Origin of the sequence: Cohnella boryungensis (assembly GCF_042651945.1) — a bacterium.
Classification (GTDB): Bacteria; Bacillota; Bacilli; order Paenibacillales; family Paenibacillaceae; genus Cohnella; species Cohnella boryungensis.
In genome coordinates this window covers 104405-119327 of sequence record NZ_JBHSED010000038.1, presented here as the reverse complement: position 1 = coordinate 119327, position 14923 = coordinate 104405, and the positions used below count along the sequence as shown (strand labels likewise).

General features: G+C 53.8%; 13 protein-coding genes, 2 tRNA genes and 1 pseudogene. 15 read left to right on the top strand and 1 reads right to left on the bottom strand.

Annotation, left to right across the window (positions count from 1 at the left end):
• Positions 1 to 44: 44 nt before the first annotated feature.
• The 8 genes from ACFO1S_RS18475 to ACFO1S_RS18440 all read left to right on the top strand — a co-directional run bounded on the left by ACFO1S_RS18475 (position 45) and on the right by ACFO1S_RS18440 (position 10561).
• A complete protein-coding gene (locus tag ACFO1S_RS18475) occupies positions 45 to 944 on the top strand; it encodes a hypothetical protein (protein ID WP_204604318.1) in 900 nt (299 codons plus the stop codon).
• 211 nt (positions 945 to 1155) lie between these two features.
• Positions 1156 to 3486, top strand: a complete 2331-nt coding sequence (locus ACFO1S_RS18470) for an EAL domain-containing protein (protein WP_204604317.1) — start codon at positions 1156 to 1158, stop codon at positions 3484 to 3486.
• An 80-nt stretch (positions 3487 to 3566) separates the two neighbouring features.
• On the top strand, positions 3567 to 4793 hold the full coding sequence (locus tag ACFO1S_RS18465) for an EAL domain-containing protein (protein ID WP_204604316.1): 1227 nt from the start codon (positions 3567 to 3569) through the stop codon (positions 4791 to 4793).
• 143 nt (positions 4794 to 4936) lie between these two features.
• Entirely contained in the window at positions 4937 to 7600 is a 2664-nt protein-coding gene (gene polA, locus ACFO1S_RS18460; protein WP_204604354.1) for a DNA polymerase I, read from the top strand.
• 54 nt (positions 7601 to 7654) lie between these two features.
• Positions 7655 to 8572 (top strand): DNA-formamidopyrimidine glycosylase, encoded by a 918-nt coding sequence (gene mutM / locus ACFO1S_RS18455; protein WP_204604315.1) that lies wholly within the window; start codon positions 7655 to 7657, stop codon positions 8570 to 8572.
• Positions 8573 to 8690: 118 nt separating this feature from the next.
• Positions 8691 to 9386 carry a sporulation membrane protein YtaF gene (gene ytaF, locus ACFO1S_RS18450; RefSeq protein ID WP_204604314.1) on the top strand — a complete coding sequence of 232 codons (696 nt, stop codon included), beginning with the start codon at positions 8691 to 8693 and terminating at the stop codon, positions 9384 to 9386.
• Positions 9387 to 9398: 12 nt separating this feature from the next.
• Entirely contained in the window at positions 9399 to 9995 is a 597-nt protein-coding gene (gene coaE / locus ACFO1S_RS18445; RefSeq protein WP_204604313.1) for a dephospho-CoA kinase, read from the top strand.
• Positions 9992 to 10561 carry a lytic transglycosylase domain-containing protein gene (locus ACFO1S_RS18440; protein WP_204604312.1) on the top strand — a complete coding sequence of 190 codons (570 nt, stop codon included), beginning with the start codon at positions 9992 to 9994 and terminating at the stop codon, positions 10559 to 10561. Before coaE ends, ACFO1S_RS18440 begins: the two co-directional genes overlap by 4 nt.
• Positions 10562 to 10666: 105 nt before the next feature.
• Here ACFO1S_RS18440 and ACFO1S_RS18435 read toward each other — a convergent pair whose 3' ends face one another.
• Positions 10667 to 10882, bottom strand: coding sequence for a small, acid-soluble spore protein, alpha/beta type (locus ACFO1S_RS18435; protein ID WP_204604311.1), 216 nt, complete (start codon positions 10880 to 10882; stop codon positions 10667 to 10669).
• 110 nt (positions 10883 to 10992) lie between these two features.
• On the opposite strand from ACFO1S_RS18435, the gene nrdR reads away from it, so the two are divergent.
• The 7 genes and pseudogenes from nrdR to ACFO1S_RS18400 all read left to right on the top strand — a co-directional run bounded on the left by nrdR (position 10993) and on the right by ACFO1S_RS18400 (position 14897).
• On the top strand, positions 10993 to 11454 hold the full coding sequence (nrdR, locus tag ACFO1S_RS18430) for a transcriptional regulator NrdR (RefSeq protein ID WP_204604310.1): 462 nt from the start codon (positions 10993 to 10995) through the stop codon (positions 11452 to 11454).
• 153 nt (positions 11455 to 11607) lie between these two features.
• Positions 11608 to 11683, top strand: a tRNA-Ala gene (locus tag ACFO1S_RS18425).
• A gap of 14 nt (positions 11684 to 11697) precedes the next feature.
• A tRNA-Lys gene (locus tag ACFO1S_RS18420) sits at positions 11698 to 11773 on the top strand.
• Positions 11774 to 11996: 223 nt separating this feature from the next.
• Positions 11997 to 12185: pseudogene (locus tag ACFO1S_RS18415) on the top strand (stalk domain-containing protein); the annotation flags it as partial.
• Between the two features lie 497 nt (positions 12186 to 12682).
• A complete protein-coding gene (locus tag ACFO1S_RS18410; RefSeq protein ID WP_204604309.1) occupies positions 12683 to 14059 on the top strand; it encodes a hypothetical protein in 1377 nt (458 codons plus the stop codon).
• A gap of 67 nt (positions 14060 to 14126) precedes the next feature.
• Complete coding sequence (locus tag ACFO1S_RS18405) at positions 14127 to 14555, top strand: hypothetical protein (protein WP_204604308.1); 429 nt, start codon at positions 14127 to 14129, stop codon at positions 14553 to 14555.
• Positions 14556 to 14663: 108 nt separating this feature from the next.
• Complete coding sequence (locus ACFO1S_RS18400) at positions 14664 to 14897, top strand: hypothetical protein (protein WP_378127309.1); 234 nt, start codon at positions 14664 to 14666, stop codon at positions 14895 to 14897.
• Positions 14898 to 14923 lie beyond the last annotated feature (26 nt).

Here is a 14923-nt window from a genome sequence, read left to right as displayed (position 1 = left end):
TTGTTCAGTTGGATACGGAATTGCCAAACAGGGCGGGGGAGACCATGATCAAGCTAATAGCGCTAACACTTGCGATTGTCATTCTCATCACGGGTTGCGGAGAGAATCGGGAGTCCGCTCAGCCACCGACGACACAGGGCAGCAGTCCAGCCTCGGACACGCATGGCGCGGTCCCCCTGCTTCTTGACCAGCTCGCAGCCGACTGGGGGAATACCGGGAAGGAGAACGAGATCCGGCTGTGGTCTGCCGAAGGGGTCAACGGGGAGAAGGAAATTTCTCTTACGCTGGACGACAACAAGCTGTCCCTGGATTTGACGAAGTATTATCGCATGCTTAGCGGGTACGTGAGGTTTGGTCCTTGGATCGAGCTGGGGAATCGCAGAGGATTGGTTGTCGTGTTCGATGGAGTAAACGAACGCGAGCCGGATCAACCGGAACCGGCGGAATCCAAGCATTACGGGTGGATCGTACTCGATTCCAACGTTCAACCCTATGTATTGTGGAGCTCCCTTGACCAGCCTTATCTTGCTCCGAATAATATTTCTTTTGCCTATGCGGGAGAAGGGGATCTATTCCGCTTTCAGGATCGTTTCACGGGGCTGGATGCCACCTTCTCTGTTGTGGTAGACGAGGCTTATCGCAAGCTTTACGATCCGGGAAGCCTCTCTCCCGACGATATGGATCTGCAGCCGGCGCTTCACTATAACAGTGTTCGCGCTCTAGATCTGAACGGAGACGGAATTGACGAAATGATATGCACGCGATATATTCCAGGCTTTTACCGAGGTCAGGTTCTGGCCCTGACCAGCTATATATTCGTGTTGAAAGAGCAAGGCTACCTGTTGAACAAGCAATTGCTGTTCAAGTCCTTATCTTATGTAGGAAGCGACTCTTACACCCCCGATAACCCCGAGATTGAAGAAGTGAAATGGATGTCCTTCTGAATCGGACACCGTCTGCACGGAACGAAGCCGGGCCGCTTGCCTATCGGGAGCGTCCGGCTTTTTGTATGGCTTACAGCGGTGTTGCGCCAGATTTTACACTCCGTTAACCTAACCTAACATTTCAGCGTATGCGCCTGTGCTACGGTGAAGGCGGGGAATACCCGAAATGCCATAATCCGCTCTTAGAGTCTCCGCCTGGAGGTGCAGGACGATGAATAGGACTACCGAGAATTGGTTGAATCCAGGCTTTGCGGCCGATTGGATAAGTTCGGAGCGCCCTGGATATAGCAATGGCTTGTTTATTGTACGCTGGGAGGGGGAGCAAGAAAGCGCGCAAACGGACGGCGGCGAAAGCGCCGTGAGAATCCGTCGGCTGCTGTCTACGCTTGCCTTGCGATCGGGCAAGCTGTCCGATTCCGTGAAGGGGTGGACGCTGTCGGACTCCAGCTTGATTATGGCGGTAGACGTCGGTCCGGACGAGACCGGCGACGGCTCGGACGACAGGGAGATTACGGCGGGCAGGATGGCTTTCTTGCTGCGGGATTTGGCCATACGAGCCTTCTCGACGTTCCGTTACTCGCGGAACGACCAGAAGCGGAGCAGCATCCGCATCGGCTTCGGCTGGATCGCGCCGACAGCCAAGGCTGCCGCCGAACCGGACAGGCGCCCGGCTCAGGGAAAGCTGCGGGCGGAAGAGAGCGCCTTGCTGGCGGCTTACGAGACGGCATGGCAAAGGATGTTTTTCGCGAGCAATCCCATTCGTCTGCCGCTTGCCAGTTATCCGCAGGCCTATATGGCCGAGCCGGATTACAAGGTGAAATACTTGCCGATCGTTTCTTTGATGGACGGGTCCCTGTACGGCTTCGAGGCGGTGGCGGTCAAGGCCCATAACGGCGCAAGGATAGGGATGAACGAATTTTACGAGAAGGCGGATCGGGCAGGACAGCTGTTCGAAGCGGACAGGCGCTTCCGGGAGGCGGCGATCCGCGGATTTCCGTCGCGCAACGGCGACGTCAAGCTGTTCCTTCCGGTTCCGGCGAAAATCATTTTCGATCCGCGTCTGTATCCAGGAAGCACGTTGCGCAGAATCGAGGCGGCAAATTTGCGTCCGGAGCATGTCGTTCTGGTCATATTCGGCGGGGAGCAGGAATCGGCTTCGACGATCAGGTCGGCGCTAAAGCATTACCGCGATCAAGGCTTCCGCATCTCGATGTCCGGGATCAAGCCTCAGCTTGAATCGCTGCGCGGCATGAAGGACATGCAGCCCGACTACGCGCATATGAACGTCGACTGGATGAGCGGACAGGTGGCCGATCCGATTGAGGAGAGCTTCCTGCAAGCGCTGATCGGGATTGCGCGCAAGGAGCAGATCGTGTTCATCGCCAGCGGTCTGGACAGCGATCGGCTGCTTCCGGGTCTTGTATCCAGCGGCATGAACTATGCGCAGGGAGACTGGCTGAACGAGGGACATGAGGACGGCTCCAGCGAGCCGCTTCCCGAGCGGCAGGAACGGATTCGCAACGAAGTGAACAAGCGGTTTCAAGGGGCCACCGGCACGATGTCGGAGCTGATCAATCCGGTTAAGCAATTCAAGAGAGATACGCCCGTATCGGAAGTGTCGCGACACTTCGAGCTGCATCGAGAGGCCCAGGGCGTCGTAATCGTGGACGGCGGCAAGCCGATCGGCTTGCTGATGAAGGAAAAATTGCTGCAGCTGCTCTCCGGACAGTTCGGCTTGCCGCTTTACTGGAACCGTCCCGTTGGTAAAATCATGGATGCCCATCCGATGGTGATTGAGGAATCCGTCACGGTGGACCAGGCGTCGCAGATGGCGATGGCCCGCGAGCCGGACAAGCTGTATGACGAGGTCGTCATTACGCGGGACGGAACGGTGGCGGGCATTGCTTCGATCCGTTCCATGCTGGAGTGGATTTCCCAATCCCGAGTCAAGGACGCGCAATGGGCCAACCCGCTCTCCGGGCTGCCCGGCAACGAGCCAATCCGCAGGGAAATGGTTCGCCGCATAGCCGCAGGGCGTCCATTCGAGGTGCTGTATGCGGATCTGGACCACTTCAAGTGGTATAACGATATGTACGGCTTTCAGCGGGGAGACGATGTCATCCGGTACACTGCGGATACGCTCGCCCAGACGGTACGGGCGCGGCCGAACGGAGACTGCTTCGTCGGCCATATCGGGGGAGACGATTTTATCGTTCTGTCCTCCGGGGGGGATGCGCTGCAGGTTGCGCAGGAGATGCTGCGCAACTTCGAGCAGGGAGTCGGCTCCTTCGCTCTGGGCCATACGGGACTGGTCACGGACCGTTCGGGGCGTCTGACGGAGGCGCCGGCCCTGTCCTTGTCCCTGTCGCTGATCCTATGCCGGAAAACAGCCGGCTGTACGCCGGAAACGCTGTCCGAGCGGGCTGCTCTGCTTAAGAAGAAAGCGAAGCAGCAAACGGGGAACTCGATCGCTTGGGAAGAGCTTGGCGAGTCGGAAGGAGAGAGCGCGCGCACGCTGGCCGAGGAATTAACCGTACGATAACACAATCTGCGTGTTGCGTTGACAAGCCCTTGGTATGTTTACCCTACAGAAGATTTTCATGGAAGACGGTGTTCAATCGAATGTCAACATCATGGTTCGGCATCGGGCAACTCAACGATCGGATTGACCGGCATTCTTCCATTGGGATAATCGCTATCGATCTGAACGAGTGGGGCGGCAAGCGGGCTCCCGGACTGCGGACGGAAGGCATCGATTGGACGACCTGGCTCTCCGAGTCGATGAAGCTTGCCGATCTCTGGTACGCGGACGAGATTGCCGGTCACCTGTGGCTCTATGCCGCGATGCCGCCTGCTCTCGGGGAAGAGGAGAGCGACGGCTATTTGCGCGGCCTGGCCCGACGAGTCAGGGAAGCCCTTGCAGCAAGCTCCGCAGGAGAACTGGCGGGATGGAGGGAGTCTCCCAATCGCGAGCGAGGCATTGGATACGCCCGGCTGAAGGGCTTGCAGACGAATTCCCTGAAGGAAGCCGTCTACGAGGGTATGCTGAAGGCGACCGCGCTTATTCGCGACTCCTGGATCGCGCACCCGGATCGGGAGCTGCGCTTCGAGCTGAACCGACTGATCGCGGAAAGCGGCATTCGCAGCGTATACCAGCCGATCGTACGGCTCCGGGACGGCAGAATCTTCGGCTACGAGGCGTTGACGAGATGTCCGGAGAACAGTCTGTTCGACGGGCCGCTTGCCCTGTTTCAATTCGCGGAGCGAAGCAATATGGCGCTGGCGCTGGATCGACTGGCCAGGGAAACGGCGATTCGCCATTCTCCGGAGCTTGCGCCCGTGCAGAAAATATTCATCAACGTCACGATGAGCATCATTAACGATCCCCATTTCGTATCCGGACAGACCGTCCACTGGCTGAGAGAACGGGGACTCATTCCCGAGCAGGTCGTGTTCGAGTTGACGGAGCGAAGCTCTATCGACGATTTTCCCGCAGCCAAAAAAATTCTGGCGCACTATCGCAGCCAAGGCTATGAGATTGCCATCGACGACGCGGGAGCGGGATACTCGTCGCTGCAATCCATCGTCGAGCTGAATCCCGATTATATCAAGATCGATCGTTCGCTCGTCCGCATGGCGGACAAGGATGAGATGAAGGAGCACATGCTGCGCACGTTCGTCGGCTTCGCGCAAAAAATGAACATCCGCACGGTCGCGGAAGGAATCGAGAGGCAGGAGGAGCTTCACCTTCTTCGCGCCATGGGATTCGATTACGCGCAGGGCTATCTGATCGGAAGACCTAGCGAGCATCCGATAACCGCCAGTCCGGGAGTCACCCCTAAAGCCTGATGGGGGAGGCTCCTTTTTCCATGATTGGGTGAAGCCTCCGGGCCGTACGCGGCAAGCTTCGGGTCGCGGGCCGTTCCGCAATTATGTTATGATGAGGCTATGAAAATAGTCGGCGAGGTGGGCGAACGGACATGACTAATGAAATGGACAAGCTTGTCTTAATCGACGGGAACAGCATCATCAATCGCGCTTTTTATGCGCTGCCGCCGCTGACGAGCAGCAACGGGCTGCATACGAACGCGGTGCTCGGTTTTACGACCATGCTGCTGAAGGTGCTGGAGGAAGAGAAGCCGAGCCATGTGCTTGTCGCCTTCGATGCGGGCAAGGTGACGTTCCGGCATGAAGGCTATTCGGAATATAAAGGCGGCCGTCAGAAAACGCCGCCGGAGCTGTCTGAGCAATTTCCGCTGCTGAAGGAGCTTCTGCAAGCGTTCTCGATCTCGCAATTCGAGCTGGCCGGTTACGAGGCCGACGACATTATCGGGACGATGGCGAAGCAGGCGGAGGAGCAGGGCAAGACGGCGATTATCGTCTCGGGCGACAAGGATATGCTCCAGCTGGCGACGGAGCGGGTCAGCGTGTGGATTACGCGCAAGGGAGTAAGCGAAGTCGAACGCTTCACCCCGGCGGGCATCGACGAGAAGTACGGTCTGACTCCCGCGCAGATCGTCGACCTGAAGGGGTTGATGGGAGACGCGAGCGACAATATTCCCGGCGTTCCCGGCGTCGGCGAGAAGACGGCGCTGAAGCTGCTGCATGAATTCGGCTCGGTCGAGAACGTGCTGGCGCATGTGGAGGAGATCAAGGGCAAGCTGCGCGAAAATATCGAGGCCAACAAGGAAAACGCAACGATGAGCAAGGAGCTCGCGACGATCTACCGCGAGGTTCCGTTAACCTATTCGCTGGACGATGTCTCCTGGAAGGGCTACGATTCGTCGACGCTGGCAGCGGCTTTCCGCAAGCTGGAATTCAAGAGCCTTAGCGAGCGGCTGAATCTGGGCGCGGCGGATGAGGCGATGACGGCCGAGACGGAGGAGACCGCGACGCATTACGAGGTCATTCTTGTGGACGGCCAGTCAGGCTGGGAGGCGCTGAACGGGGCGCTGGCCGAGGCCGAGGCCGTTGTAGTCGATTCGGCCGGAGACAATCCGCATCAGAGCGAAGGGATCGGTCTGGCGCTTGCCGCAGGCGGCAGATGTTATGTCGTCCCCTATGCGTCGCTCTTCGCGCCGGAAGCCTCCCGGCTGAAGGAATGGCTGCTCGACGGCGGCGCGCAGAAGATCAGTTACGATCTTCATCGGGCAGAGCTTGTGCTGGCCCGTTCGGGCATCGAGCTGAGCGGGCAGTCGTTCGACGTTCAACTGGCCGCTTATTTACTGGACCCGACTGAGGCCGATCCTTCGCTGCATGGGCTGCTGCAACGCTACGGCCTGGCGCCGATTCCGACCGACGAAGCGGTATACGGCAAGGGAGCCAAGTTCCGCGTTCCGGCTGCCGGCGATCTGGCGAAGCATCTGGCGGCCAAGGCCGATGCGGTTCGCCGCTTGCGTGAGCCGCTTGCGGAGCAGCTGGAGAAGCTGGGTATGCATCGGCTTTATTACGAGCTGGAGCAGCCGCTTTCGGTCGTGCTTGCGGGCATGGAGAAGCAGGGGATCGAGGTGCGTGCGGAGGCGCTTAAGGAGCTTGGAACGGAGTTTCAGCGTCGCTTGGAGGAGACGACGGAGTCCATCTACGCCAGCGCGGGATTCGAGTTCAACATCGGCTCGACGAAGCAGCTCGGCGAGGTGCTGTTCGAACGTCTTGGACTTCCTGTCGTGAAAAAGACAAAGACCGGCTATTCGACCGATGCGGAGGTGCTGGAGAAGCTGGAGCCGTATCACGAGATCGTGCGCCTCATTCTCCATTACCGTACGCTTTCGAAGCTGCAGTCGACCTACATCGAAGGCTTGCTGAAGGAAATTCGACCCGAGTCCGGCAAGATCCATACCTTCTACCGTCAGACGATCGCTGCGACGGGAAGGCTGTCCAGCCAATACCCCAATCTGCAAAATATTCCGATCCGTCTGGAGGAAGGCCGGCAAATCCGCAAAGCCTTCGTGCCCTCGGAGCCGGGCTGGACGATCGTCGCCGCGGATTACTCGCAGATCGAGCTGCGGGTACTCGCCCATATTTCGGGAGACGAAGGCTTGAAGGAAGCGTTTCTGAAGGAAATGGACATCCATACGAAAACCGCCATGGACGTATTCGGCGTTGCGGCCGATCAGGTGGACGCCAATATGAGACGGCAAGCGAAGGCCGTCAACTTCGGCATCGTATATGGCATTAGCGACTGGGGCCTGTCGCAGAACCTGAACATTACGCGAGGCGAAGCGGCAGAGTTTATCGAGCAGTATTTTCAGGCGTTTCCCGGAGTCCGCCGTTATATGGTCGACATCGTCGAAAAAGCGAGGACGGACGGTTACGTCACCACGCTGCTGGAGCGCCGCCGCTACTTGCCGGAAATCCGCCATTCCAACTTTAATCTCCGTTCCTTTGCGGAACGCACGGCGATGAATACGCCGATTCAAGGCACGGCTGCGGACATTATCAAGCTGGCGATGATGCGCATGCATGAGGAATTGACCGGTCGCGGCTTACGCAGCCGCATGCTGCTTCAGGTTCACGACGAATTGGTGTTCGAGGTGCCGGAGGAGGAGCTGGAGCTGATGAAGCGGCTCGTGCCGGATACGATGAAAACCGCGTTAAAGCTTGATGTTCCGCTTCTGGCGGAAGTGAGCGTCGGCAGCAACTGGTACGAGGCCAAGTAAGCTCCTCGTCATGGAGCGAAGGTTATGAGCTACTGAAGAAGGGAGGGGACGATAATGCCGGAATTGCCGGAGGTAGAAACGGTACGGCGAACGTTGAATCAACTGATTGTCGGCAAGCGAATCGAACGCGTGACGGTAAATCTTCCGCGCATTCTACAGCGTCCGGACGATCCGCTGCTGTTCGCGGCTTATCTGGAGGGGAGATCGTTCGTCGCGGTCGAACGGCGGGGCAAATTTCTTCGCCTCGTGCTGGACGGGCTGGTGCTGATCTCCCATCTGCGCATGGAAGGCCGTTACGGCCTGTATGGTCAAGAGGAGCCGACGGAGCTTCACACGCATGTCATCTTTCATTTCACGGACGGCACGGAGCTGCGTTACAAGGACGTTCGCCAGTTCGGGACGATGCACCTGTTCGCTCCGGGCGAAGAATGGCAAGCCGCTCCTCTGAATAAACTTGGATTAGAGCCTCTGGACGACAGCTTCACGCTGGAAGCGTTCCGGGGAGCGCTGGGGAAACGAACGACGAAGATCAAGCCGCTGCTGCTTAATCAGGAGCTCGTTGTCGGGCTGGGCAACATTTACGTGGACGAAGCGCTGCACACGGCGCGCATTCACCCGGAGACGCCCGCGAGCGAATTGAAGCGCAAGGATCAGGAGAGGCTTCACGCCGCGATCGTGGAGACATTGGCGGCGGCTGTCAATGCTGGCGGCTCTTCGATCAAGTCGTATGTGAACGGTCAAGGCGAGATGGGGTTGTTCCAGCATAGTCTGAAGGCGTACGGAAGAACCGGCGAGCCCTGTCTGACCTGCGGAGCCGAGATTGAGAAATCGGTCGTCGGGGGACGCGGAACGCACATTTGCCCGAGGTGCCAGAAGCCTCCGGGAGGCAGCGGCCGCGCTTCGCTGACCGGAGGATCGTTGAAGCCGCGTTCTCACGCCGTCAAGCGACGGCTGGAAGGCGCAGGACAGTAAGACTTCGCGATTAAGCGAAGGCGGCGGGGCATTCGCGCGGTTACCTGCATAGGATGGAAAGTACCCGGCTTCCGAACACGGGAGAGCGGGATCGCATCCATGCAGGGGGAAATCCGTTATGATGGCACATGTCGCTTCTCTTCTGTTGTTGTCCTTCGCGGTCAGTCTGGACGGCTTTGGCGTCGGCATGACCTACGGCGTTAGGAAGATCAAGATTCCCGTTCTGTCCGTAATGATTATTTCGTTGTGCTCCGGCCTGATCCTGCTGCTCTCTATGCTGGTCGGCGTAGCCATGGCGAAATGGATTCCGCCGCAAGGGGCTTCCGTCGTCGGCGCGGTCATTCTGATCGGAATCGGTTTTGCGGCTTTAATCCAGTTCATGCGCAGCGGCGAGCGCGAAGAGCGCACCCAAGGCGACATGGACGCGTATAAGCATCGCGATACGGAATTGACGGAAACGACCAATAACGCTCCCGTCGTCAAGCTGGAGCTTCAACTATTCGGGTTTATCATTCAAATTCTTCGTACTCCGTCGGCGGCCGATGTGGACCGCTCCGGAACGATCAGCGCGGGAGAGGCTTTTCTGCTGGGGACGGCGCTGTCGCTGGACGCCTTCGGCGCGGGAATAGGCGCCGCATTGGTCGGCTTTCCGCCCATTCTGACGGCGGTGCTGATCGCAGCCTCCAGCGGATTATTCCTGTGGTCGGGAACGAAGGTCGGATTCTGGGCGTCGAAGTGGCGTTGGGTGAGGCAACTGTCCATGCTCCCCGGCATTATTCTGATTACGATGGGAATACTCAAATTGTTTGTATAGGGAAGAGGGCTTATGAATATTGGATTAACGGGCGGCATTGCCACCGGCAAGAGCACGGCAGCCAGGCTGCTTACGGAACGCGGGGCGATTCTGGTCGATCTCGACCGAATCGCCCGCGAGGTTGTCGAGCCGGGACAGCCGGCGCTGCAACAAATTGCGGAGCGCTTCGGGCCGTCCGTGCTTCTGGAGGACGGAGCGCTGGACCGCAAGAAGCTGGGTGCGATCGTCTTCTCGGATGCGGCGGAGCGCAAAGCGCTTGAGGCGATCACGCATCCCGCCATTCGGGCCGTCATGAAAGCTCGAATGACGCATTACGAAACGACGGAGCCGGACAAGCTGGTCGTCGTAGACGTTCCGCTGCTGTATGAATCCAAGCTGGAAGGCTACTTCGAGCAGGTGATGGTCGTGTACGTTCCCCGGCCAACGCAATTGCGCCGGCTAATGGAGCGCGACGGGCTGTCTGCCGAAGAAGCGGACAAGCGGCTGCAAGCGCAGATGGACATCGAGGAGAAAAAACAGCGGGCCGATATTCTCATTGACAATAGCGGGTCACTCGCGGAGACGGCGGAGCAGATCGCGCGTTTCTGGCGGGAAAAGGGGTTAGGATGAAGCGGAGAGTCAGACGCAAGCGTTATATCATTCCTCTGCTGCTTATCCTGTTGGGCGCGCTGTTCATCCAGTCGGACTGGCTGGGCAAATGGATCTACCCGATCTCCTTCAAGGAGGAGATCAAACGCAATGCCGAGCTGTACGAGCTCGACCCGCTGCTCATTGCCGCCGTGATCCGGGTGGAGTCGAACTTCAAGCAATCGGCGGTTTCCCGCAAGGGAGCGGTGGGCATTATGCAGATTATGCCGGACACGGCCTCCTGGATTCTGGAGAAGGGCGATTTCGGCGATATTACGGTGGAGAAGGCGGGGACCGAGGCTCATGCGGGCATCGCGCTGGGCTCCTGGTATATGAAGGAGCTGAACCGTCAGTTCGACGCGAATCTCGTGCTTTCGCTGGCGGCGTACAACGCAGGGCCGGGAAAAGTCAGACAATGGCTGGACAAAGGCGTATGGGACGGCAAGGAAGGGACGATTCAGAATATCCCTTACGGAGAGACTAGACATTATGTACAACGTGTGTTGTATTATTATAAGAAGTATCAGGACATTTACGAAACGCTGTGAATGCGCACTTCCCGCGCAATCGTCGCATAAAGCGGAGAAAGCCTTGGAGCGAAGGCCCCAAAGCTTCCTCTATGAAATGCCTTCGGTATTGGATTGATCGCGGGATTAACGGCCTGCCAGTTGTTGTTCGGCGATTTGCACCAAGCGGCGGGTAATGTGTCCCCCGATGGAACCGTTATCCTTCGTAGTCATGTTGCCTTGGTAACCATCTTGAGGGATGGCGATGCCAAGTTCTTGAGCGGCTTCGTACTTCAATTGGTTCAAGCCCGCAGTCGCTTGAGGGACGAGCAATTGATTGCTGTTGTTGTTTTGTCCGGCCATGTGTGTTCACCTCCTTGCGGTTGGTAACTGTATTATGTGCGTTATTTTCCCGATCATGTAAGGGAAGGCTTGGAAATTAAGAAAAAGTCGAAGGAGGCGAAATCAGCGACATGAAGTGCCCTTATTGCGATTACAACGGAACGAAGGTTCTGGACTCCCGACCGGCCAACGATAACAAATCGATTCGTCGTCGAAGAGAGTGCGAGAAGTGCAGCCGCCGGTTCACGACTTTCGAGACGGTTGAAGAAACGCCCTTGATGGTCATCAAGAAAGACGGCAGCCGCGAGGAGTTCAGCCGGGACAAGCTGCTTCGGGGCCTGCTCCGCGCCTGTGAGAAGCGGCCGGTGTCCGTCGGCCAGCTTGAAGTCGTGGTCTCCGACGTGGAGCGGGAAGTGCGTAATACCGCGCTTGCCGAAGTGGAGAGCCGGATGATCGGCGAGCTGCTCATGGAGCATATTTATCATGTGGACGAGGTTGCTTATGTTCGGTTTGCTTCGGTATATCGACAGTTCAAGGACATAAATATGTTCCTGAAAGAGCTGAATACGCTCATGAGCAAGCACGGTATATAAGGAAGACTGCGAACGAAAACCGGGGCTGAATTCGCGATTGCTGCGCGCAGCTCCGGCGCATTACTGTTAGGGCGAAGAAAATTTATTTTTTTGCAGGCAAGCCGTTGACAGTGGTTAGAGTATTGTGATAAACTCATTTTTGTCGCCAATTACGGGCCCTTAGCTCAGCTGGGAGAGCGCTTCGCTGGCAGCGAAGAGGTCAGCGGTTCGATCCCGCTAGGGTCCACCAATATTTTTCAAGACGGGCTCTTAGCTCAGCTGGCAGAGCAGTTGACTCTTAATCAATTGGTCCAGGGTTCGAATCCCTGAGAGCCCACCATCATCGTTCGAATCGAAACGGCAGAGATGCCGTTTTTTTGCATTTCAATAGTGTTTAAACTGTTGTTCGATATAAAGGAAGAAACTGCCTTTTTGCGTAGATATAGCTATATTAAAATAAGCACCTATCCCCCAATCGGCAGTTCTCTCTTCCGAGGGTAACAGGTTGGTTCCGATGAGAGCGATTTTCGAGAAACTGGGAGCCATGATCAAGCAAAGGCACTGCGAATATCATCCTAACAATCGGCAAAGACACCGCCACAGTAAACAGTGAATCGGTGACATTAGTAACCCCAGCTATAATAAACAGCGGCAACACAATGGTACCCCTCCGTTTAGTAGCAGCACAAGTAGGTTGGGAGAACGCAACGTCTACAGCAATCATCACGTCTGTCGAGAAACTTGCAAAGTGATGTTAGTAATTTAGAAAGCCAAAATTATAGGAATGTATGTCCGTATGCCGCAGGACTTCTGTATATGAGGTCTGCGGTTTTTATATTCCATGAATACAGCCGCTATTTTCTGGGGAGCGGTAACCCGGTGCGGGATTCCAGCGGAATCGCACATCTTCATGTTCGGTGAAAATAAAGTTTTAGACTGCCGGGTGCTTCAGCATTTACTGCCCACAAACAGACATCATGAGTTTGAACCCCTTAATTCAATTATGGGGTTTTTGTTTTTTAGAGCTGAAACGGGTGAGTCTAGGGTGAAAATCTTGTAAGTTGCAGAACTAGAAGCAATAGTAGGTAACAGATGAGCAATATAATGAATAAACCTAAAAAATAGAAAGAAAATTCATACTAAAGTCCATTTTAACTTATGTTCCAACATGTTACAAATATATAAAAAGGAGGGGGATAATGGTTAATTTGAGTTTGATTCATAAAACAAATTAGAATGAGGAAATGTAATGAAAAAGGTAGTTCTATTTGTTGCCATGCTGGTTTTACTCTTAACCAGTGCACCGGTATTTGGTGACTCGAATGACGGAGATGAAAATTTGAATGCAAGCCTGAGACTAAGAGCGAAGCTTGGCTTCAATACTAATATTTCTGATGTGCGTAATATCAACTCTAAATCCGAGTATCGGGATACAAGAAATATTTATGGTCTTTCATTGAGTGATGAAGAGGTTGCTGAAATGAATATACGTGAATCGCTACTCGGTGAGGCTTCAAACTTGAGAAAATTGATCTATCCTGAAGAGATCGGTAATATAATTACTTCTAATAAAGAAATTAACCAAGATTGGAGGAAGTCCTTTGCAGGTCTTTATCTTGATAATAAAGACAATGGAAAAATAAAGATTGGAATTGTCGATTTAGAACAAAATAGTTACATAGCTGATCAAATGTTGAAATCATTTTCTTTATCAGATCGCGTGAGTTTTTATAATGCGAGTATCAATCACGATGAGCTTCTGAGTATTCAAAATGAACTTACGCCACTTTTTAAAGATCTCCCTATTACGGATTCAAGTGTTTCTCTTCAAAAGAATAAAGTCATTATAGGCGTCCAAGACCTAGCATATACTGATGAAATAGAGAGTCGTCTATCTGATTTTGCTAAGAACCATGTCGAATATATTTATAATCCCAATGTGCCTGAGCCCTTCAACACTAGAACTAATTATTCAACCTATTTAAGAGGTGGGCTAGGTATTGATAGACCAACAAGTCCAACTTCTAATGTAATATGCAGCTCAGCATTCAACGCAAGAAAACAACAGTCAAATGGTACTTACCTATATTATACGATTACTGCTGCTCATTGCGGAGCGCTTGCTAGTACATGGACTCAAGGTGGATCCAGTATGGGAACAGCCGCTTACAGAAATTATGGAGGACAATCCGATATTCTTGCGATTCAAATCGCTGCAAATCGGGCAAGTGCACAAATCCAGAATACTGATACTGATAATGTAAATATTGTAAGCTACGTACTGAATCAAGACCATACGGTAGGTACCTATGTGTGTGCTGTCGGCAGGAAAAACGAGTGCCCGACATGTGGGACCATAATTGATTCTGATTATCAGACTTCGTATGATAGCGGTCAAACGCCATTTACGAATGTGGTTCAAGTTGACAATAATCAGACTACGGGTGGAGATAGCGGAGGTTCTGTGTATGCCAGAGTACCAAATGAACCGCCCGAAAAGAGACAGATTCATGGGGTGCTTAGCGGTGGTGTAACCAATGTTTGGTATTTTTACTCCAAAGCAAATAGGGTATTCACTGACCTCGGCATGACTCAGATTTTGACTGCAAACGTATCATTTCCGTAACTTTTAATAATATGAGACTCTGTTAACAGAGTCTCATTTCTTGCTTTTGCAGAAAGGATTGAAAAAAATGAAACGAATGATCATTTTAAGCTTTTTTCTTTTTTTAGTAATCGGATGTCAAAGCAAAGAGAACAATATTATAATTAAGGAAGTTTCATCCGGGCTAATTACACTTCAAGTCAAAGTCGAAAAAGTAGAAGTATCGAAAGTTCAAGTTCATACAGAATTGGTGTATACAGGGGACAACTCTATTGAGATCATCCACACCGATCCTTTGGTTGTTACAGTTCTCGGAGATCGCTCTAATCGTCCAGAATTTGTTGTCAGTTCTGTCGGTATCGAAAAGATATTAGATAAGAATGAAGTATATAGTTACGATAAGGACAAACTGATAAATATACTTCCTGAAGATAAAGTACTTTATACTCAGACAGTATTAACGATTGATGGTGAACAGAAAATCATTGATTTAGATATAGACTTAGATGAATTCTAATGAAAATACGCTGTAGCCTTTAATTAACCAGGCAACGTGTAAAAACCACGAAAGTTTCCTCAATACATGTTGATCCAATTACGCCCGCGTAAATTGCGGGCGCTTTCTGTGAATATGGACCATGGAGAGAAAGGTGTCCATGACGAATTGATCATACAGAGCGTGGCCGGATCGGGCAAAACCTCCGTTGCGCTTCATCGCGTCGCTTATTTGCATCGATCCGAGAACCAGGAGGACGAGGCGCTGCCTTACGTGCGAAACTCGGACATCCGGAAGAGGAGTACGGCGGATAGGACGTTTCTTTCGTTCGATGCGGAAATATGGTACATTCCCTTTAATTAACGAAAGACGAGTATTCTGCAGAAAAG

Excerpts from the sequence above, each read along its gene's own strand:
- ACFO1S_RS18475 (WP_204604318.1), top strand. The coding sequence starts at position 45 with ATGATCAAGCTAATAGCGCTAACACTTGCGATTGTCATTCTCATCACG.
- ACFO1S_RS18470 (WP_204604317.1), top strand. The coding sequence starts at position 1,156 with ATGAATAGGACTACCGAGAATTGGTTGAATCCAGGCTTTGCGGCCGAT.
- ACFO1S_RS18465 (WP_204604316.1), top strand. The coding sequence starts at position 3,567 with ATGTCAACATCATGGTTCGGCATCGGGCAACTCAACGATCGGATTGAC.
- polA (WP_204604354.1), top strand. The coding sequence starts at position 4,937 with ATGGACAAGCTTGTCTTAATCGACGGGAACAGCATCATCAATCGCGCT.
- mutM (WP_204604315.1), top strand. The coding sequence starts at position 7,655 with ATGCCGGAATTGCCGGAGGTAGAAACGGTACGGCGAACGTTGAATCAA.
- ytaF (WP_204604314.1), top strand. The coding sequence starts at position 8,691 with ATGATGGCACATGTCGCTTCTCTTCTGTTGTTGTCCTTCGCGGTCAGT.
- coaE (WP_204604313.1), top strand. The coding sequence starts at position 9,399 with ATGAATATTGGATTAACGGGCGGCATTGCCACCGGCAAGAGCACGGCA.
- ACFO1S_RS18440 (WP_204604312.1), top strand. The coding sequence starts at position 9,992 with ATGAAGCGGAGAGTCAGACGCAAGCGTTATATCATTCCTCTGCTGCTT.
- ACFO1S_RS18435 (WP_204604311.1), bottom strand. The coding sequence starts at position 10,882 with ATGGCCGGACAAAACAACAACAGCAATCAATTGCTCGTCCCTCAAGCG.
- nrdR (WP_204604310.1), top strand. The coding sequence starts at position 10,993 with ATGAAGTGCCCTTATTGCGATTACAACGGAACGAAGGTTCTGGACTCC.
- ACFO1S_RS18410 (WP_204604309.1), top strand. The coding sequence starts at position 12,683 with ATGAAAAAGGTAGTTCTATTTGTTGCCATGCTGGTTTTACTCTTAACC.
- ACFO1S_RS18405 (WP_204604308.1), top strand. The coding sequence starts at position 14,127 with ATGAAACGAATGATCATTTTAAGCTTTTTTCTTTTTTTAGTAATCGGA.